This window comes from Domibacillus sp. F004 (assembly GCF_057814295.1).
The window spans coordinates 212134-231563 of sequence record NZ_JBVATB010000004.1 but is presented as its reverse complement, the minus strand read 5'-3'; the positions used below and the strand labels follow the sequence as shown (position 1 = coordinate 231563).

21 protein-coding genes are annotated in these 19430 nt (G+C 37.6%); 18 read left to right on the top strand and 3 right to left on the bottom strand.

Going from position 1 to position 19430, the window contains the following annotated elements; translation table 11 throughout:
* Positions 1–176 precede the first annotated feature (176 nt).
* A complete protein-coding gene (locus ACZYRN_RS12720; RefSeq protein ID WP_488911962.1) occupies positions 177–1115 on the top strand; it encodes a DUF2971 domain-containing protein in 939 nt (312 codons plus the stop codon).
* Between the two features lie 109 nt (positions 1116–1224).
* Here ACZYRN_RS12720 and ACZYRN_RS12715 read toward each other — a convergent pair whose 3' ends face one another.
* Positions 1225–1326: a YjcZ family sporulation protein gene (locus tag ACZYRN_RS12715; RefSeq protein ID WP_488911961.1), complete on the bottom strand. Its 102-nt coding sequence runs from the start codon at positions 1324–1326 to the stop codon at positions 1225–1227.
* 338 nt (positions 1327–1664) lie between these two features.
* Between ACZYRN_RS12715 and sigH the strand changes: the two genes are divergently transcribed.
* From sigH to ACZYRN_RS12690, 5 genes are all read left to right on the top strand, one after another.
* Complete coding sequence (sigH, locus tag ACZYRN_RS12710) at positions 1665–2315, top strand: RNA polymerase sporulation sigma factor SigH (RefSeq protein WP_488911960.1); 651 nt, start codon at positions 1665–1667, stop codon at positions 2313–2315.
* Positions 2316–2744: 429 nt separating this feature from the next.
* Positions 2745–3041 carry a hypothetical protein gene (locus ACZYRN_RS12705; protein WP_488911958.1) on the top strand — a complete coding sequence of 99 codons (297 nt, stop codon included), beginning with the start codon at positions 2745–2747 and terminating at the stop codon, positions 3039–3041.
* A gap of 83 nt (positions 3042–3124) precedes the next feature.
* On the top strand, positions 3125–3418 hold the full coding sequence (locus tag ACZYRN_RS12700) for a Dabb family protein (protein ID WP_488911957.1): 294 nt from the start codon (positions 3125–3127) through the stop codon (positions 3416–3418).
* Between the two features lie 729 nt (positions 3419–4147).
* On the top strand, positions 4148–4963 hold the full coding sequence (locus tag ACZYRN_RS12695; protein WP_488911955.1) for an STAS domain-containing protein: 816 nt from the start codon (positions 4148–4150) through the stop codon (positions 4961–4963).
* A gap of 71 nt (positions 4964–5034) precedes the next feature.
* Positions 5035–6225, top strand: a complete 1191-nt coding sequence (locus ACZYRN_RS12690) for a DNA polymerase IV (protein WP_488911954.1) — start codon at positions 5035–5037, stop codon at positions 6223–6225.
* Positions 6226–6476: 251 nt separating this feature from the next.
* Here ACZYRN_RS12690 and ACZYRN_RS12685 read toward each other — a convergent pair whose 3' ends face one another.
* Positions 6477–7325, bottom strand: a complete 849-nt coding sequence (locus ACZYRN_RS12685) for a helix-turn-helix domain-containing protein (protein WP_488912051.1) — start codon at positions 7323–7325, stop codon at positions 6477–6479.
* 274 nt (positions 7326–7599) lie between these two features.
* Here ACZYRN_RS12685 and ACZYRN_RS12680 point away from each other — a divergent pair, with 274 nt between their 5' ends.
* The 3 genes from ACZYRN_RS12680 to ACZYRN_RS12670 are packed head-to-tail and all read left to right on the top strand — an operon-like array spanning position 7600 to position 10192.
* Positions 7600–8619, top strand: coding sequence for an ABC transporter ATP-binding protein (locus ACZYRN_RS12680; RefSeq protein ID WP_488911953.1), 1020 nt, complete (start codon positions 7600–7602; stop codon positions 8617–8619).
* Positions 8612–9403 carry an ABC transporter permease gene (locus tag ACZYRN_RS12675; RefSeq protein ID WP_488911952.1) on the top strand — a complete coding sequence of 264 codons (792 nt, stop codon included), beginning with the start codon at positions 8612–8614 and terminating at the stop codon, positions 9401–9403. The genes ACZYRN_RS12680 and ACZYRN_RS12675 overlap by 8 nt, the downstream gene beginning before the upstream one ends.
* A 3-nt stretch (positions 9404–9406) precedes the next feature.
* Entirely contained in the window at positions 9407–10192 is a 786-nt protein-coding gene (locus tag ACZYRN_RS12670) for an ABC transporter permease (protein ID WP_488911951.1), read from the top strand.
* A 497-nt stretch (positions 10193–10689) separates the two neighbouring features.
* Here ACZYRN_RS12670 and lexA read toward each other — a convergent pair whose 3' ends face one another.
* The gene (gene lexA, locus ACZYRN_RS12665) at positions 10690–11307 is read right to left on the bottom strand and encodes a transcriptional repressor LexA (protein WP_018392791.1); all 618 of its coding nucleotides are present in this window, start codon (positions 11305–11307) and stop codon (positions 10690–10692) included.
* A gap of 154 nt (positions 11308–11461) precedes the next feature.
* On the opposite strand from lexA, the gene yneA reads away from it, so the two are divergent.
* From yneA to ACZYRN_RS12620, 9 genes are all read left to right on the top strand, one after another.
* Complete coding sequence (gene yneA / locus ACZYRN_RS12660; RefSeq protein WP_488911950.1) at positions 11462–11773, top strand: cell division suppressor protein YneA; 312 nt, start codon at positions 11462–11464, stop codon at positions 11771–11773.
* A 6-nt stretch (positions 11774–11779) separates the two neighbouring features.
* A complete protein-coding gene (locus ACZYRN_RS12655; RefSeq protein ID WP_488911949.1) occupies positions 11780–12436 on the top strand; it encodes a YneB family resolvase-like protein in 657 nt (218 codons plus the stop codon).
* Between the two features lie 69 nt (positions 12437–12505).
* Complete coding sequence (locus ACZYRN_RS12650; protein WP_488911948.1) at positions 12506–12739, top strand: DUF896 domain-containing protein; 234 nt, start codon at positions 12506–12508, stop codon at positions 12737–12739.
* Between the two features lie 129 nt (positions 12740–12868).
* On the top strand, positions 12869–14872 hold the full coding sequence (gene tkt, locus ACZYRN_RS12645; RefSeq protein WP_488911947.1) for a transketolase: 2004 nt from the start codon (positions 12869–12871) through the stop codon (positions 14870–14872).
* A gap of 134 nt (positions 14873–15006) precedes the next feature.
* Positions 15007–15222 (top strand): YneF family protein, encoded by a 216-nt coding sequence (locus ACZYRN_RS12640; RefSeq protein WP_488911945.1) that lies wholly within the window; start codon positions 15007–15009, stop codon positions 15220–15222.
* Positions 15223–15404: 182 nt separating this feature from the next.
* Positions 15405–15809: a tyrosine-type recombinase/integrase gene (locus tag ACZYRN_RS12635; protein WP_488911944.1), complete on the top strand. Its 405-nt coding sequence runs from the start codon at positions 15405–15407 to the stop codon at positions 15807–15809.
* A gap of 50 nt (positions 15810–15859) precedes the next feature.
* Positions 15860–16330 carry a tyrosine-type recombinase/integrase gene (locus ACZYRN_RS12630; RefSeq protein ID WP_488911943.1) on the top strand — a complete coding sequence of 157 codons (471 nt, stop codon included), beginning with the start codon at positions 15860–15862 and terminating at the stop codon, positions 16328–16330.
* A gap of 361 nt (positions 16331–16691) precedes the next feature.
* On the top strand, positions 16692–17246 hold the full coding sequence (locus ACZYRN_RS12625) for a helix-turn-helix domain-containing protein (protein WP_488911942.1): 555 nt from the start codon (positions 16692–16694) through the stop codon (positions 17244–17246).
* 834 nt (positions 17247–18080) lie between these two features.
* Entirely contained in the window at positions 18081–19418 is a 1338-nt protein-coding gene (locus tag ACZYRN_RS12620) for a GntT/GntP/DsdX family permease (RefSeq protein ID WP_488911941.1), read from the top strand.
* The last annotated feature ends 12 nt before the right edge of the window (positions 19419–19430 follow it).

Here is a 19430-nt window from a genome sequence, read left to right as displayed (position 1 = left end):
AGGCATAATCATTCAAAAAAACCGATAGCAAATACTAACGGTTTTGGAGGAAAGGTGCTTATTAGGTAACGTGACTATTTTATTGAGCGCCAGATAGAGCAATACATAAAAAAACAATGACCATAAATTCAATCTATTTGGCACATAATAGGGGAGAGCTGGGAGGTGAGAAGAGAATGGAAAAGAAGTTTTCTGAAATACAGCCGATTGGTGACATTGAAGAGTTTCTTCGTTCACTTGAAGCTGACCAGATGCCTTTATTGGAAGAGTCAACTTCTCTTTTTCACTACAGTAATGGACAAGGGCTAAAAAGTATTATTGAAAATGGTGAAATATGGCTGTCTAAAAGTGGGTTTCTAAATGATAAGTTAGAAATAAAATACACCCTTGAATTGGTATTATCCATTATTAAAGACCTTTTAGCGGATGAACCGTCTTACGAAGAGTTGTTGTTTAACGAATGGTTTAAACAGATGATTGAACATGATTTGTTTTCTTTTGAAATCTTTACACTCTCGTTTAGCAAGCACGGCGATTCTAATCTTCTTTGGTCTAATTATTCAAATAATGAAGGATATAACATCGAGTTTCGTTATCCAGAAATAGCTAAAATACTCATTAAAAATTTGAAAAATGCCTATCCAACTAGAAAATTCACCTTTTACCCGTATTTTATTATATATGATAAAGAACAGCAAATACAGTTGCTGAAGAGAGAAATCATTAATTTGTATAAACTGTTTCTCTATGATCATCATCGTGGGGAAGAACGATTTCATTTTCAAAAGGGAAAAAGAATTTTAGCGAATATTATGTGCTATTCCACTTTCTTCAAAGATAGTAGTTTTCATCAAGAAGAAGAGTTCAGAATCGCTGTTTTCAATCCGAAAAAAAACGAAAAACCAGTTTATCATTGCAGGTTAAGTAATGGAGTATTTATTCCCTATATGGGCATTCAAATATCAAATGAATCAAGTAATATGCCGATAAAAGGAATAACGATTGGTCCGAAAAACAGTCTGGACATTGCAGAAGAAGGATTAAAGCATTTTTTAGATCTCAATGGGCTATCGGACGTTTCCATAAGTAAATCAAAAATACCGTATAGATATTAAGTGAGATGAAAATAGAAAGAAGGACTTGCCCCGGCAAGTCCTTTTTTCATATTTCTAGCATACCATATTATAGATTCACCATGCTGTATTGAGCATGGCAATAAATTAATTAATAGCCGTATCCGCCAGCATAAGATGCACCGATGATAATCAAAAGAATAAATAAAACAACGAGTAACGCAAAACCAGAACCATTGTATGAGCTGCCCATGAATATCTCACCTCCTTTACTACATGATATGAAACCAATTTCATAACGTATGGACGAAGGTATAGATAAAAAAATAAAAAAAATATCGACAAATTTCTGCATAAAGGGCCCTCGTTCATCATAAATAGAAAGATACGTGTCCGATATCTCCCTGTTTATGATGGAGACTGTAGGGATTAGTCGGTATTTGCAAATATCTTTCACAGCTCATATACGTTAAAATAAAGGGCATAGTGATCGAAATAGAGTGGGTGATTCATTAAGAAACCCCTTTCGTTAAATGCATGGCTGAGAGATAAGTTAGCTATAAAACAGCAAAACTCAACGGAGGTATACGAGTGAGTGTAAACGTCGAAGAAAAGTTGATTCAACCGTATGATATGTTAAAAGACGAAGATTTAATAGAGCGGGTTCATAATGGGGACAGCGAATCATCGGATTTTTTAATTAATAAGTACCGGAACTTTGTTCGGGCAAAAGCAAACAGATACTTTTTGATTGGTGGGGATAAAGACGATATTGTTCAAGAGGGAATGATTGGCCTTTATAAAGCGATACGCGATTTTAAAGAAGATAAACTCATCTCTTTTGTCGCCTTTGCTGAACTATGTATTACAAGACAAATTATAACGGCAATTAAAACGGCTACCCGCCAAAAGCATGGACCGCTTAATTCGTATGTTTCTTTGGACAAGCCTATTTATGATGAAGGATCGGATCAGACGATGATGGACGTTATTGCAGGGGCAAAAACGATGGATCCCGCAATCGTTATCATACATCGGGAAGAAGCGAAAGATATCGAAATGAAAATTGCAGAATTACTTAGTGATTTTGAAAGAAAAGTATGGGATTTGTATGTAGAAGGCCAATCCTATCGAGAAATATCGATTGAACTGAACGCGCATGTGAAGTCGATAGACAATGCCATTCAGCGAGTAAAAAGAAAATTGGATCAATATTTAAGCAGGAGAGAGGTTACTTCCTAACTAAGAGTGAAAAGCTTAAATGAAAATATTGAAACAGAAAGAACTGATAAAAAGTCTTGCTCACATGAGCAAGACTTTTTATTTTACGTTCATATCATCAACAATATTGTCTAACACAGCCTCAATACAAGTATGGAAAATTCCTTCGGTGATTGGGCAGAAGCCTCCAGCATAAAACAAAGGATCGATCGTATAAAAAAGTTTTAAAACGTCAGATAAATATAACTAATTTCATATTGTGTAAAATTCAAAATTATAATAATTCCTAAAGAAAAATAATAACGTCATTTTTCATATTGTTTAGCTATCCAGTGGCATAAGAGCGCCTACAAGCATCTACTGTTAATAGCAGTGTTCCTAAGGGAAAAGATGACAAAGTGAAATTACGGCAGTTGAGGAGGTTCTATCTGAAGTGTAGGGGGAAATATGATGCTTAAAATAGGTGATTGGGTGCTTGTTGCTCAAGGATCTGAACGGATTATTGGCTATATTAGAGATTTTTCACGGTTGCGCAATGAAGTATACATTATACAAGTCTCCACATATTTCAATAAACGAATCCGTCAAATGAAACCCGTTCTTGGCGTAATAGAGGTTGAATACATCGTGCCGCTAGGTTTAACATTGGCTAAAGAAGATTGGGATTCAATGATCGATATGGCGGTTTCAACTGATGATCAAAAATGGTTCCTTGAGTTATCAAGAAGGATGACAGGTAATCCATAAGCAAAAGAAAAGGCTATAATCTTTCTCTCCTTATTTAAAAAATGGTATAGTTATGTATATCAAAAGAGAAAAGAGGAAGCCAAATGATCGATCATATTGTACTCGTTAAATTTGAGGAAACGACAACAGAAGCACAATTACAAGAAGTGGTAAGACGATTTAAAGCTTTGCAGAATCATCTTGAAGGACTTATTGATATTCAAGCAGGCCTGAATTTTTCCGATAAAAACCAAGGTTATCAAGTGGTCTTAACAACTCGCTTTGAAAATCAAGCAGCTCTTGAAGCGTATGGACCACATCCAGAACACCAAGCAGTTGCTGCTTATATTCGCGAGGTGGGCCGGGTAGATAGTATCGTTGTAGATATCGAAATTTAACAGAAGTGTACCCCTTGAACTAAAGGTTCGAGGGGGTTTTTTCTGTGAATTGCTATAGTCATGAACCGCAGTGGACTGCGTTTTTTGTCGAATTATATCATCAATAAACGCGAATTGCTGAAGAAAATGTCGATGAAAAAGTGTTAAGAAAGTTATATATATGTTTTATAATTGAATTATATACTTAAAAATATTTTTAAGAATAACGTCGTTGGAACAAAGGAGGCCCCAACACTACATAGGCTTAGCCTGAATAAAATGGATAATTCAGTAAACGAATAGGAGCATTCATCTAATTATAAAGAAAGGAAGATTTATATGCCGGTATATCAGATGAAAGAAATTTGGACCCCGTTAAAATTAATGGGAATTAAGCTATTTAAATTCCCGATCTCTGGAGATTATTACATTAAAATTCGAAAAAATCCTAGAAAGAAAATAGAATTTTTAACAAATCATTAATACACGGATTTAGGCATCGTTTGGATAAAGGAGTTTTTTAATTGAATAAGCAACAGAATAAAAAACACCTCTTGCAGGTGTTTTTTATTTGGATGGCGGTAAGGTCCAGTAATTTAAACAAACTATTTCATTATTTTAAAGTATAATGTGAGTAACTTGAAATTTGCTCGGCGGATATTAATTTGAAATAATAAATCAATGAAGTGAATAGCAGTAGAAAGTGTCAATAAACAGTAAACGATCAAATAGATAAGGGTGTGTAAAGTGATGAATTCGATTGCATCTGTTGCTAAATATTTTACTGAAAATGCAGAATTGTTAGCTAACGAAATTGTGGATGATATTATTGCTAAATTTGAATTTGAAGTACCTAAAGAGGAAATTGAGCAGGCAATTATTGTTTATGCTGCATTTATAGGATTTTTAGGACAGGCAATTACTCGTGGAGATGAGAAAGTGCCAGAGGAGCTTATTGAATGGAGCAAGTGGAATGGAGAACGTGAAGCATCTATGATGGGGAAAGTTTCAAGCATTATTGAACGTTATCCTGATACACGATTAGTTTTTATAAAACGTATCACTGCGATCACGATGGAACATGGACTTACTATAGAAGAAGTTACCATGATTAATAGACAGACGAATTATATGTTTGATATTAGTATTACAGAGACCATTCGTGCGTATGAACGCTTTATAGCAAATGTCATTAAAGAGAGAACTCGAGAGATAAATGAATTATCTGCTCCTGTTGTGCCGATTCAGGACGGGATGGCTGTTCTTCCGCTGATTGGTTCAATTGATGCTGACAGGACAGAACACCTTCTAAACAACGTAGTGCAAAGAATTTCTGAACTGGGAATTGAATGTCTGATTATGGATTTTTCAGGTATCGTCACCATTAATACAGAGGTTGCAACCCATCTCTTTAATATTCATGATATTCTGAGCTTGCTAGGTATAACCATTATTGCAACAGGTATACGCCCTGATTTAGCAGCGAGAGTTGTGCGAGACGGTATTGATTTTTCAACTGTTAAAACATATGCGACTGTTAAACAAGCGATAGAAAGCTTGGCCTGATTAAAATATATGAGTAAAATAAGACGCGCCATGCAGCGCGTTTATTTGTTTATTGAATAGGAGGCGAAATTGTGAGCGCTTTTTATCCGAAAAAAGGACGGGTGATTTTTCATATTGATGCGAACGCTTTTTTTGCAAGTGTAGAAATGGCGGAAGATCCAACCTTGCAGAATAAACCGGTCATCGTGGCAGGAAATCCAGGTGAGCGAAAAGGGATTGTAGTAGCAGCGAATTACTTATGTAAAAACCGCGGCATCTATACAACAATGCCTCTCTGGGAAGCGAAAAAGCTCGTACCAGAAGCCGTTGTGAAAAAGCCTAATCATAAGCTGTACCGCGAGTATTCAGCGAAAATATTTGCATTTTTAACCGAGATTTCACCGATTATTGAATATGCCTCCATTGATGAAGCCTATTTGGATATTACGAACTGTGCACATCTTGGCACGCCAATGGAGATTGCTCAAATGATACAGAAAGATATATTGAAGCTCTTTCACATCCCGATTTCCATCGGGATCGCGCCGAATAAATTTCTAGCGAAAATGGCAAGTGATATGCAAAAACCGCTCGGGTTAACGGTGTTGCGTAAACGGGATATTGAACATATTTTATGGGGGAAACCCGTTATTGAAATGCATGGAGTTGGCAAAAAAACGGCAAAAAAACTGCAGGACAAGGGCATTTTAACGATGGGTGACCTGGCAAGAGCAGAGGTGAAATTACTGGAAAGTATTCTCGGCGTGAGAGGTGTGAAACTGCATGAACGAGTGAATGGGAAAGACGAGCGGCCTGTAAATCCTGAAGCAAACACCACGTTTAAAAGCGTAGGCAATTCGTCAACGTTCCCGAAAAATGTGACCGAAATAAAGGATATTGCAGATAAAATCAATAGCTTGGCTTGTTCTGTCAGTCAGCGGATAAAACAGAAAAAAGTCGTATCCAATACGCTTCAAATAACGATTCGTTATGGGGATTTTAAAACGGTTACGAGGAGCCAAACGCTGGAGAAAGACATTGATGAAGCGGAGGATATTATTAAACATGCAGAAACCCTCTTTTTTAAACATTGGGACGGTAACCCTGTTCGGCTAATTGGGATTACGGCACAAAATGTAGTGAAAAAAAGGGAACAGACAGCACAGTTGGACATTTTTTCGTATGCAGAAGAAGCTGATAAAATTGAACCGCTTCTTAAAACGGTAGATGCCATTAAACGAAAATTTGGCGATGCGATTATTAAAAGAGGATCTGACTTATAAAAATAAATCACATGAATGTAAACTAAGGAAGATAACTATTTTGTAAAAAGTCGAAAGTCGCTTCGTCTACAGAAGGACAAACGACATCTCTCTTGAAAATTTAGGAACTGACAGAGGAACTAACGGAACTACTTATTATTGAAGTGAATAAAATTAAACTATGACGAAGAAAGCACTGATGCCTGGTCAGTGCTCTTAATCTATCTTTAACAAGCTCGTTAACGAATAAGTATGATTTAAGACATCTCTTTTCATTGTTCGAATGATAAATTTGTTGGTTCGTCTAATATTTTATTATCAAAAGGAATATGGGTCGATGGGGTATTATTATCAACTTCCTCAAATTTAAGTCCATCAATCCATACTTGTCCAGATCCTGTAAGTAGAACGCCAAATGATATAAGTGTACTGTTTTCAGGTACATCAAGAACAATAGAGTAATGATTCCAATTTCTTGTTCCAGTAATAGGCCTATTACTCATATTATCAAATTGAAGAATATCATCTGTCGAATTATCTACCCTCATCCATAATCCTGAAAATTGTTCAACATCTTTTGTTTTAATGAAACTTGATAGTTTAATTCTTTTCCCCTTAAATTGGTCAGCTTTAAAATGCTGCATCATTGTCGCAAATTCACCGCTATTCTGTACGGTTTTTGATTGTAAGTACCCTGATACCCTTCCTTGATGTACAATTTTATGATCAGACCCCATTTCGTAGTTAAACGGATGGCTGCCGCTTAAAAACCATCCTTTGATTTCTTCTTCCATATTTGAATCCTCCCATTTAGTTGCTATATTTCCCATTAGCCTTCTATATTGACCAGGCGGTAAGTGATATAATTTTTTAAATGTACGTGTAAATGCTTCTTGTGATTCGAACTGAAAATGCAAAGCAATATCAATAATTCTTTCGTCTGTGTGAAGAAGAGTAATTGCGGCGTTGGCGAGACGCCTCATTCGAATGTATTCTGAAACAGACATTCCAACAGAGGTTTGAAAAACTCTGTGAAAATGATATTTTGAAAATCTAGAAATATTCGCAATATCATTTGCGGAAATTGGCTCATGCAAATGAGATTCAATCCAATTTATCATTTTTTGGATGATACTGTCATAGTTCAAAGATATTGCACCATCCCTTCATATATAGCATAACGAAAAAAATAATTTATTTTTTGATTTTTTTTGCTAAATATATTGATAACGTTGTTGAAAGCAGCAAAGAGAAGTTGGAATGAATCAAACAATAAAAACTGATCAGGTACTTAAAGCCTGGTCAGTTTTTTGTAGGAGAAGAAAAGGAAAGAGCATTGTCACTTACCGAACTCTTCGGTAAACTAATTAAGATATAAAGAAAGAGGAGTCGTATATGGTAGAAAATATGATTGAAGTAAAAGAGTTACGCAAAGAATTTAAGTCACATTCGAGCCGCTCTGGATTAAAAGGAGCGTTTCGTGATCTGTTTACGCGCAATTATAAGGTTGTTCCAGCGGTGAATGATATTTCATTTACCGTGAAAAGCGGTGAGATGGTCGGTTATATCGGTGAAAATGGAGCGGGTAAGTCAACGAGTATTAAAATGCTGACGGGTATTTTAACACCGACTTCGGGTATGGTGAAGGTCAATGAGATGGATCCGCATAAAGAGCGCGAGCAGTTTGTTCGATCGATCGGAGTAGTATTTGGACAGCGGTCACAGTTATGGTGGGACATTGCAGTCCAAGAATCGTTCCGTTTGTTAAAGAAAGTGTACAATGTGCCAGATGATGTATACAACGATCATATGAATCATGTCATTAAATCACTAGACATTGCGCCGCTTTTAGATAAACCGGTTCGAAAACTGTCACTCGGTCAGCGAATGCGATGTGAGCTGGCAGCTGCTCTTCTTCATAATCCCCCTCTGTTGTTTTTAGATGAACCGACAATCGGGCTGGATGTACTCGTAAAGTTGAAAATTCGTGAGTTTCTAAAAGAAATGAATGAAAAATACAATACGACTATTTTACTGACGACACACGATTTAACTGATATTGAGGCGCTTTGTGAAAGAGTTGTAATGTTAGATGAAGGAAAAATCATTTATGATGGGAAGCTTGCCCATTTGCGATCTAATTGGGGAGAAGGAAAGCAAATTGAATTTCAGTTTGTGGATCTTCATATAACAAGAGAACGTTTAACACCTTTATTAGAAGGATTGGATGCTGTATGGATGCCAGGGGATCGGAACAATGTATGGGTCGCAAACGTGAAAAATGATGAACAGGTTATCTCAAATGCGATTGGACGAGTCGTTGCGGCCTATAAAATAATGGATTTAAAAGTGCATGAAATGTCGATTGAGGACATTATCCGAAATATTTATGAAGAAGGCATGATGCATGGGTAAGTATATTGAAATGATCCGAATTCGTTTTCTCATGATGCTTGCCTATCGTACCAATTATTACAGTGGCATTTTAATTTACAGTATTAATATTGGAGCTTACTATTTTCTATGGACAGCAATTTATGGGGAAAAAGGATCGATTGAAGGAATGTCCAGTCTTCAAATGACGTCATATATTGCGATTGCGTGGATGGCAAGGGCCTTTTATTTTAATAATATTGATCGGGAAATTGCACAAGAAATTAAAGAAGGCAAAGTGGCAGTTGAATTGATCCGGCCTTACAATTATTTACTTATGAAAACAATGCAAGGATTCGGAGAAGGTATTTTTCGATTATCCTTTTTCTCGATTCCAGGCATGGTGATCGTTGCGCTTATTTTCCCCATCACATTTTCAAAGGATCCGGCTGTGTGGATTTTATTTGTATTGGCACTCGTTTTTAGTTTTTTAATCAATATGCAAATTAATTTATTAACAGGCATATTGACGTTTTTCTTTTTTAATAACACGGGTTTAATTCGAGCAAAACGTGTCATTATTGACCTTTTTTCGGGATTATTGCTACCGATTAGTTTTTTTCCAGGATGGGCGCAGCGGATTATGGATTTTCTGCCGTTTCAAGGAATCAGTTATGTTCCAAGCATGATTTTTACAGAAAGTTTGAGAGGGTTCGCGGTGGTGAATGCACTATTGTTTCAATTTGTTTGGGTATTAATCTTAATTGTGCCTATTCAAGTACTATGGCTGATTGCCAGAAAGCAATTAGTCGTTCAAGGGGGGTAACATATGAAATATACAGCGATCTTTTTTCAATATGCCGCCCAGTATTTAAAGACGAGGTTTATATACCGTGTTGATACTTTCATTGAAATTGTGTCAGATTTGTTATCGCAAGCGGTTAATTTCATTTTTATTTTACTCGTTTTTAACCATACTTCTTTTATTAGCGGCTGGTCGCGAGACGAAATTATTTTTATTTATGGATTTTTTCTTGTGCCATTTGCAATCTTTGGAGCCTTTTTTAACATATGGGATTTTAATGAACGGTATATCGTAAAAGGAGAAATGGATCGTATTTTAACACGGCCGATACATAGTCTTTTTCAAATTGTGCTTGAACGGATGGAACTGGAATCGCTCTTTGGTGTAATTACAGGAATAGGCGTTATGTTCTATGCAGGCAGCAGATTGGGGCTAAGCTTTACATGGTATGATCCGTTTATTTTTGTCTTGATGGTACTTGGCGGTACGCTTGTGTATTCGGCGATTTTTGTTCTGGTCGCGAGCATTAGTTTTTGGTCCGATAGCCCGACAAGCATCATGCCGATGATATACAATATCGGCAACTATGGCCGTTATCCAGTTGATATTTATAATCATATTATCCGATTTGTGCTTACATGGATTTTGCCATTTGCGTTTGTTGGTGTCTATCCGGCGACGTACTTTTTAGGTCGGGAAGACTGGTATGCGTACGCGTTTATGACACCTGTCATTGGCATTGTGTTCTTTACGTTCTCTGTTATCATGTGGAATATCGGTATCACCAAGTATAGAGGAGCGGGAAATTAATTATTTACAAAGTAGCGGCCGATTCTGTTTAAATGAATCTGCTGTTACTTTATAAAAAAATTGGCTTCATCTTTTACATCATGTAATTCAATTTGTTTCAATTGAAGTTTTAATTTTTCTGTTTCAATTAAAACTTACGGCCGCGAGAAGCCAAACAGCAGCAAGTATAAAATAGATAATGCTCATTTTGGGAATAGATGTCTTTATTAATAAACCGTTCCTTTCATAATATGACAAAGCATGTTGACAAAGAGTGAAATATCTTATATATTTATGTATGCGATGAGCTCATTTGCGTAAGACGGACGGACAATCCTTTTAGGAACATGTTGTGGAGCATGGTCTGGACGCCGCAAATTTCGAGAAAACACTCTGTCTTCTGACAGAGTGTTTTTTAATTGTTTTGAAAAAATCCCCTGAAAACCGAGGGGATTTTTTGTGTTGTCATACACTTCATTGGTCCATCATAACGTGGAGTATGCGGACAAGCAGTTGTTTTAAATAACTTCTCGATACACGCCGGTTACGATTCCTAAAATGGTGACCGTTGGAAGCAAAATAGGCTCCATCGATGCATTTTCAGGTTGAAGACGGATGTGGTCAGCCTCTTTAAAAAAGCGTTTAACTGTTGCTTCATCATCTTCTGTCATAGCAACGACAATATCACCGTTTTTTGCTGTTTGCTGCTGTTTGACAACAACATAGTCACCATTTAAAATACCAGCTTCTTTCATGCTTTCGCCAACGATTTCGAGCATAAACACGTTCTCATCTGGTGGAGCGAGCCGCTCAGGAAGGGGAAAATACTCTTCAATGTTTTCAATGGCTGTAATGGGTATGCCCGCTGTCACTTTGCCAATAACGGGTACGTTAACCGGGTGCTGTTTTGGTACAGAACTATCCGTATCTAAAATTTCAATCGCACGCGGTTTTGTTGGGTCGCGGCGAATATAGTTTTTGCTTTCCAGTCTCGCCAAGTGCCCATGAACAGTTGAGCTTGAAGCAAGTCCAACCGCTTCACCAATTTCACGTACGGAAGGCGGATATCCTTTTCTTCTTACTTCATCCTTAATGAAATCAAGAATGTCTTGTTGCCGTTTTGATAGTTTTGTCAATTCTTACACCTCTCTTGTTTTCTATTTGCCTACAGTATAACATGTGTTCTGGAAAATGACAAACGTAGGTTCGGAATTTTGCTTGACTAAAACGAGTGTTCGTTTTATTATGAGGATAAAGAGCGAACGAGTATTCGGAGAAAGGGTGTTCTTAGTGGAGAAAGCCAAAAATTATGTATTTATGTTAATATTAGCCGGAATGATTATATTAGCAGCCTTCTATTTTACATTTAGCGGAGCAGAGGGCCCGTCCTATTCCGAAATAAAAGTAGCAAAAGGAGATTCGCTTTGGAGTTTGGCGGAAGAGTATAAAACATTTCATAATATGGATGAAATAGAATTTATTAAGTGGGTACAGGATGAAAATGATTTGATCACAACGAAAATTTTGCCAGGGGAACAGCTTATTATTCCGGTACCGTCTGTAAAAAATAACGGGGGGCTGCAATTGGCGGATGGAGACTGATAATGGATGAAAAAAGCGGTTATATATTGCCGAGTGAGTACAGAAAAAGAAGAGCAGAGAACGTCACTTGAAAGACAGGAAGAAGAACTAAAAGCACTAGCAAAAGCAAAAGGATTTCAAACAGCAGCTATTATTAAAGATCAGGCGAGTGGATATGACCTCGATCGGCCAGGGATGCTTGAACTGCTCGATCTAGTAAAAAAGGATGATATTGAAGCCGTTTTAATTCAAGATGAAACAAGAATTGGACGCGGGAATGCTAAAATTGCCCTTATCCATTGTATAGTGAAAGAAGGTGCAGTCGTTTACAGCATTGCGGATGACGGTGAACTGCACATGTCTGATTCAGATTCAATGATTTTACAAATTGTGAGCATGGTAGAAGAATATCAGCGGAAAATTCATAATTTGAAGATTAAACGGGGAATGAAACGGGCAGTAGCTAAAGGATATCGACCTGAAAAAAACTTGAAAAATCGTGGCAATGATCAAGGACGCAGCCGAAAAGAAATTCCGGTGACAGAAATTGTTCGGCTTCGTGAAAATGGCTTAACATATGAGGAGATTGCGGCAACATTACGAGGATTTGGATACAATATTTCGCGTGCGACGGTTCATCGGCGCTACATAGAATACAAAGGAAATGAATCCATTAATCAGTAAGCTTTTTTCTTGTCATGTTTCGTTCTGTTGTGTACGATAACGGCATGAATAGAAAGGAGCATGATCCCGATGTTATCATCTGAAAAGATTGCACGCATAAATGAATTAGCGAAAAAAGCGAAAGAAACGTCGTTGACGGATGCTGAATTAAAAGAGCAATCTGCGCTTCGTAAAGAATATTTAACAACATTCCGCTCATCAATGCGTCAGACAGTCGAATCTGTCCGTATTTTTGATCCGAACGGCGATGAAGTAACACCAAAAAAAGTACGGGATATTCAAAAAAGAAAAAAGTTAAATTAAGGAATGTGAAAAAAAGAGAAAATCTGATAATTTTCTCTTTTTTTTCACATTGTTCTGCTTTATTGTTGTGTATTCTTCAAAAGACATTTAATATAGAGGAGTAAATCACCTTTTGAAAGGATGGATCACATGTTTGATAAAACAGACCAACTAGCGGTCACAACAATCCGTACACTATCTATTGATGCAATTGAAAAAGCGAATTCCGGCCATCCGGGTTTGCCGATGGGTGCTGCTCCGATGGCGTATGCACTCTGGACGAAAGTAATGAACCACAATCCGAAAAATCCACAATGGTTTAACCGGGATCGGTTCGTATTGTCTGCAGGTCACGGTTCCATGCTTTTATATAGCTTGCTTCACCTTGCTGGCTATAATTTGCCGCTTGACGAGCTTAAAAATTTCCGTCAGTGGGGAAGTAAAACACCGGGTCATCCGGAATATAAACATACAGACGGCGTTGAAGCAACAACAGGTCCGCTTGGACAAGGGATTGCGATGGCTGTCGGTATGGCAATGGCAGAACGTCATCTTGCATCTGTTTATAACAAAGATGGACACGAAGTCATTGGTCACCATACATACGCACTTTGCGGTGATGGTGATTTAATGGAAGGTGTTGCATCAGAAGCAGCGTCGCTTGCAGCACATTTGAAATTAAATCGTCTCGTTCTTCTTTATGATTCAAATGACATTTCACTTGATGGGGATCTGGACAAATCATTCTCTGAAAGTGTAGAAGGCCGCTTTACAGCATACGGATGGAATTATATCCGTGTAGAAGATGGTAACGATCTTGAAGCTGTGACAAACGCGCTTGAATCTGCGAAAAAAGAAGACAATCGCCCAACAATCATCGAAGTAAAAACAGTGATTGGCTATGGTTCTCCAAACAAATCGGGTAAATCTGAATCACATGGTGCTCCACTAGGCGCAGACGAAATGAAGTTAACAAAAGAATATTACAAGTGGACATTTGATCAAGATTTCCACGTGCCGGACGAAGTATACAACCGTTTTGAAGAAGCCGCTGTTGGTCGTGGTGCGCAGGCGCAAGCTGAATGGGAAAAATCATTTGCATCATACAAAGAAAACTACCCTGAATTGGCAGCACAGCTTGAAAAAGCGATTAGCGGTGAACTTCCTAACGGATGGGATGCTGATCTGCCTGTTTATAAAGAAGGAACAGCTTCTGCATCGCGTGCAACGTCAGGTGATGCATTAAATGCAATCGCGAAAAACGTACCGACACTTATCGGAGGATCTGCTGACCTTGCTGGTTCAAACAAAACAACAATCAAAAACGTTGGCGATTTCATGCCAGGACAGTATGAAGGACGCAACATCTGGTTTGGTGTACGCGAATTCGCAATGGGTGCGGCGATGAACGGTATGGCCCTACATGGCGGTCTTCAAGTATTTGGCGGGACATTCTTCGTGTTCTCTGACTACCTTCGTCCAGCGATTCGATTAGCAGCGTTGATGGGTCTTCCTGTCACATATGTATTCACACATGACAGTATTGCGGTAGGAGAAGATGGTCCGACACATGAGCCGATTGAACAATTGTCTTCATTACGCGCAATGCCGAACTTGTCTGTGATTCGTCCAGCTGATGGAAACGAAACAGCAGCTGCATGGAAACAAGCGCTGACAAGTAAATCAACGCCGACAGCGCTCATCTTGACACGTCAAGACTTGCCGGTTCTGCCATCGTCAGAAGAGCAGTCGCATACAGGTGTTGAAAAAGGTGCTTACACAGTTGTGAAAGCAGAAAAAACACCAGATGTTCTTCTTCTTGCGAGCGGTTCTGAAGTTGGCATCGCCGTTGAAGCACAGGAAGCACTTCTTAGCGAAGGCATTCATGCAAATGTGGTCAGCATGCCATCATTTGACCGTTTTGAACAACAGGATGCAGCATATAAAGAGTCCGTTATTCCGAAGTCAGTGAAGAAACGTCTTGGTATCGAGATGGGCTCTTCATATGGCTGGCACCGTTACACAGGAGAAGAAGGCGACGTACTGGCGATCGATCAGTTTGGTGCTTCTGCTCCAGGTGAAACTGTAATGAAAGAATATGGCTTTACAGCTGAAAATATTGTGGCACGAGTAAAAGCTCTTCTAGAAAAATAAGAATTGAAAAGTCCGGGACCTTTGTTCCGGACTTTTTTTTCGGCAACAATCAACAAAAATTTACCCGCCCTTATTGTATAATCATCAATGGTTTAGTACACTTTGAATAGACAACTTGAAGGAGGAACACGTTTATGTTTTGGTATGTGCTTACGGCTATACTGGCACTCGCTGCCGGCGTTGCCATCGGTTTTTTCATCGCACGCCGTTACATGATGGATTATTTGAAGAAAAATCCACCAATTAACGAGCAAATGCTGCGAATGATGATGATGCAAATGGGACAAAAACCATCACAAAAGAAAATCAATCAAATGATGGCGCAAATGAATAAACAACAAGAGAAATAATTCCTTGTTGGATAGGGGATGGAACCGCATTTAAGGCAGTTTTAATCCATTGTTCATTTGTTAAAATAGCGTAAAAGGTTAAACCTTCATCACTATTTTGGCTTTATTTTGGTTAATTTCTCTTTTGAATAACGATAACCACCTTTTCTTGTGAAAGATTAACCAAGGAAGGTGGTTTTTTTATGGAGTTAGAAGATGTAATTGAGGAGTACGTCTATTACTGTTTAGCAAAAGGGTTCACGAAAAAGACTTTAATTAACAAGAAACAGGAACTAAAGAACCTTAAACTATACTTGAAAGAGAAGCGGGGAATTTCACAACTTGAAAGTATTCATTTAGACGATTTGAGAGCCTATATCCGCTTTAAGCAACAGTCGGGTCTACAGCCGCAGAGTGTTGTGTCGATGTATAAGATGGTTTCAGCGTTTTTTAATTGGTGTGTCAATGAAGGGTATCAGGAAGAAAATTTAATGAAAAAGGTCGAAACGCCCAAGGTACCAAAGAAAGTGTTGAAGGGATTTAACGCAGAGGACATATACGGCATGATAGAAGCGTTTAGCTATAAGAACTATCAAGATAGAAGATAGCCCGAAATAAGGCAATCATCGGCATGCTGGCGGATTGTGGGCTTAGAGCTATGGAGTTACGTTCACTTACTTATGAAAGTGTGGGGGAAACATCCATTCTTGTCCACGGAAAAGGAAACAAGGAGCGTACTGCATATATAAGTCCAGCATTAAAAAAAGTGCTAATCAAGTATGAGAGAATCCGCAGAAATTATGTGAAAGATAAAATACTCAAAGAGGATGCTTACTTTTTGTCTTATCAAGGACAGGGGCTTTCTCATGTATCATTGGATAAGATAGTAAAGGAAGCGGGTGAACGGGCGGGAGTCAAAGGAAAACGGATTTCACCCCATACGTTTCGTCATTACTTTGCCTTAACGTCATTAATGAATGGGATCGACATTTATTCCTTGTCACGTTTATTGGGTCATACGAGCATTTTAACTACTCAACGATACTTAGAATCACTGACAGACGAGACATTAAGTGAGCGTGCCAATTCAAGCAGTCCACTTATGAATATGGGAAGGGAATCAAAGTGAAAATCACCTGCTGGACATTCCAACTATTAATCGTATATCATTGAAAACTTAAATGTGAATGATAAAGTAAATCCGCTATAATAAACAGCACATTTCTTATGTGATTTTTTTTGTGTGCCGTGAAGCAAGGGGACGGTTCTTTTGTCCCCCTAATTTATTCCAAATGGCAGACTGCAGTGCCTATGCATCGCGATCCCAGTTCCTTTTCCCAATAACCAAAATTTTGCCCTAATACCTTACTTAATGCCTTTGCATCTACCCCGAAACCTTTAATTTTAATAATGAAAGGTTCGTGATATATTTAATTTAAGGAGAGAGATAAAAATGATCTTGAGGTATTTTATGAAAGGTATGATGAGTTGTGGATAATCTAGAATTAGGAAAAGCAATTGCTAGCTTTCGTATAAAAAAGAATTATAATATTAAACAATTAGCTGAAAAAACGAATGTCTCATCATCAATGTTAAGTCAAATTGAAAGAGGGCTTACCAATCCATCACTAAATACTCTGAGAGTGATTGCAGATGCATTAGAGGTGCCATTACTTAGTTTTTTTTCCCAGTCTGAGAAAAGTAAGGATTTAATAACAAGAGCAAATTCCAGAAAAAAAATCGTATTTCCACCACCACAAAATATGGAGTATATGTTGCTATCCCCAGATTTGAGCGGCTCAATTGAAATGGTCCTAATGAAAATACCGCCGCTGTCTAATTCAGCTGAAAATCCTGTTGTTCACATTGGAGAAGAAGTCGCATACGTGTTAGAAGGCAGTATCATTTTACATATTGGTGATGATATTGAGACTTTAAATACTGGGGACAGTGTAAAAATACCACCTGGCGTACAGCATAAATGGGAAAATAACACAGATAAAGAAGTAACGATCATTTTTGCTGTTACACCTCCCACATTTTAAAAAATATAATACGGTAAGCGATTTCTTTGACCGTTCTATAACTCCTGTTATGATGTGCTTTTTATGCACGAACAAGAGAAATAGAGCGGTTATTTTTTTATAGGTTTAGTTAAATAATATTTAATTAATTAAATCATAATTAATTTTATTCTTGATTTTACCTTATAAAAGCGCTATCATTAAGTTGTATTAAATAAATTAAGTTATATTTAATTTTTGAAATTTCGGGCTTTCTAAATTATATTTTGAAAGGATTGTAGGTATTTTGAAAGCGCTTCCGACAGCTGAACCTAAATATTGGGTTTGTAAACATAAGGATTCGTTGCGGTAAAGATCATTTCAAAACCTATTTTCATAACTATATTTTGGAATGTATTTGCTGTTTGCAAGGGAGGTTTTACTCGCTCTTTTTATGGCATGGCCCCCCGAAATATCAACAATGATTTCTACTATGAGGGAGGGGGATATCAGCTGAAAATTGGTTTATGTAGGGATCACAGTCATGTATAACAACTAATCTAAGATTCAAATTAACTAGTTTTATTAATAAACGAATAAAAGAGCATACCAAATTAGCCATAAATGATGACTTATTTAAAAAATTTGAAAAGAACATCTAGGTTGCTGTCAGTCATGGTAATCATCATTTCTTTGAAAGGCGATCTACACACATAAAAATCTGAAAACTCTACAATTGGAGCAGCCAACTCACCTCCGCGGGATTGGTAGATAATTGTTATCTCCTCGGCTCAAGATTAGCAAAAAATATTGCTTTAGACACACGTATATCATACTATTTTCTGCCTCGAGCGGAGTGAAAGGAATGAATATAAAATGCAAACAGGTGCAATGATGATGCTTATATTATTTTTATCTATCGTATTACTTATATTTCTTATACTTAAACTTAAAGTACATCCGTTTATTTCATTAGTTTTGGCGGGTATTTTTATTGGATTAGCTACAGGTATGCCCCTAACCGATATTGTTACTTCCATTGAAAGCGGAGTAGGTGGAACGCTTGGGTCACTAGCTGTTGTAATCGGCTTTGGAACGATCTTAGGTAAGATGTTGGAGATATCTGGTGGTGCTGAACGCTTAGCGCGAACAATGCTAAATGCTTTGGGAGAAAAACGTGCGCCTTGGGTTATGTCACTTATAGGCTTAATTGCTGGAATTCCTGTATTCTTTGAAGTAGGTTTTGTTTTACTTTTTCCAATAATTTTCATTGTTGCTAGACAAGCTAATATGTCGCTACTAAGGGTTGGAATTCCTTTGGCTATATCTCTGATGGTTGTACACGCAATGGTACCTCCACATCCTGCAGCATTTGCTATTACCGAAATATTGGGTGCTGATGTTGGGAAAGTTATTTTCTATGCACTTCTTATAGGAACACCTACTGCAATCATTGCTGGACCAATCTTTGCTAAGTTCATTAGTCGTAAGTGCAAGAGTGATGCATCTAGTGAATTAGAAGTAAAAGCTCCAACTCCAGATGAGAAGCTTCCTGGGTTTGGAATTACCTTATTTACGATTCTTTTACCTTTATTCATTATGGTAGGAAAAACAGTAGGTGATATATATTTTGCAGAAGGTTCTTTTTCTTATAATCTTTTTGCATTTTTAGGTAATCCAATTATCGCTTTACTTATTTCAGTATTTGTAGCTTATTATACACTAGGCCTTTCCCGTGGACTAAAGATGAAAGAGCTGTTATCGCATACTGAGGAAGGATTTAAGTCAATTGCAGCCATCTTATTGATCATTGGTGGTGGCGGTGCTTATAATGCATTTTTAGTTGATAGTGGGTTAGGTACAGAGTTATCTAATATTATGCAATCATTAAATATGAACCCAATTATTCTGGCTTGGCTAGTAGCATCCATTTTACACCTTGCTATTGGATCTGTTACGGTAGCCATGCTTAGTGCTGCGGGTATTATAGGTCCATTGTTGGCTGTTTATCCAACTTTAAGTCCAGAAATTGCAGTTCTAGCTATTGGTGCTGGAGCTATTGGATGGTGTCATGTTAACGACTCTGCTTTCTGGCTTGTAAAAGAATATTTGGGATTATCATTACCAGACGCGTTTAAGAGCTTCACTGCTGCAACTGTTATTGCATCGGTTGTTGCACTTGGTGGAGTATTACTTTTAGCCCAATTTATATAAAAAAGCGAAGCG

Coding starts and splice junctions, on each gene's coding strand:
- ACZYRN_RS12705 (WP_488911958.1), top strand. CDS start 2,745: ATGCTTAAAATAGGTGATTGGGTGCTTGTTGCTCAAGGATCTGAACGG.
- ACZYRN_RS12630 (WP_488911943.1), top strand. CDS start 15,860: ATGGAGTTACGTTCACTTACTTATGAAAGTGTGGGGGAAACATCCATT.
- ACZYRN_RS12700 (WP_488911957.1), top strand. CDS start 3,125: ATGATCGATCATATTGTACTCGTTAAATTTGAGGAAACGACAACAGAA.
- ACZYRN_RS12695 (WP_488911955.1), top strand. CDS start 4,148: ATGAATTCGATTGCATCTGTTGCTAAATATTTTACTGAAAATGCAGAA.
- tkt (WP_488911947.1), top strand. CDS start 12,869: ATGTTTGATAAAACAGACCAACTAGCGGTCACAACAATCCGTACACTA.
- ACZYRN_RS12640 (WP_488911945.1), top strand. CDS start 15,007: ATGTTTTGGTATGTGCTTACGGCTATACTGGCACTCGCTGCCGGCGTT.
- ACZYRN_RS12655 (WP_488911949.1), top strand. CDS start 11,780: ATGAAAAAAGCGGTTATATATTGCCGAGTGAGTACAGAAAAAGAAGAG.
- ACZYRN_RS12720 (WP_488911962.1), top strand. CDS start 177: ATGGAAAAGAAGTTTTCTGAAATACAGCCGATTGGTGACATTGAAGAG.
- ACZYRN_RS12635 (WP_488911944.1), top strand. CDS start 15,405: ATGGAGTTAGAAGATGTAATTGAGGAGTACGTCTATTACTGTTTAGCA.
- ACZYRN_RS12715 (WP_488911961.1), bottom strand. CDS start 1,326: ATGGGCAGCTCATACAATGGTTCTGGTTTTGCGTTACTCGTTGTTTTA.
- ACZYRN_RS12675 (WP_488911952.1), top strand. CDS start 8,612: ATGGGTAAGTATATTGAAATGATCCGAATTCGTTTTCTCATGATGCTT.
- ACZYRN_RS12620 (WP_488911941.1), top strand. CDS start 18,081: ATGCAAACAGGTGCAATGATGATGCTTATATTATTTTTATCTATCGTA.
- ACZYRN_RS12650 (WP_488911948.1), top strand. CDS start 12,506: ATGTTATCATCTGAAAAGATTGCACGCATAAATGAATTAGCGAAAAAA.
- ACZYRN_RS12680 (WP_488911953.1), top strand. CDS start 7,600: ATGGTAGAAAATATGATTGAAGTAAAAGAGTTACGCAAAGAATTTAAG.
- ACZYRN_RS12670 (WP_488911951.1), top strand. CDS start 9,407: ATGAAATATACAGCGATCTTTTTTCAATATGCCGCCCAGTATTTAAAG.
- ACZYRN_RS12685 (WP_488912051.1), bottom strand. CDS start 7,325: ATGATAAATTGGATTGAATCTCATTTGCATGAGCCAATTTCCGCAAAT.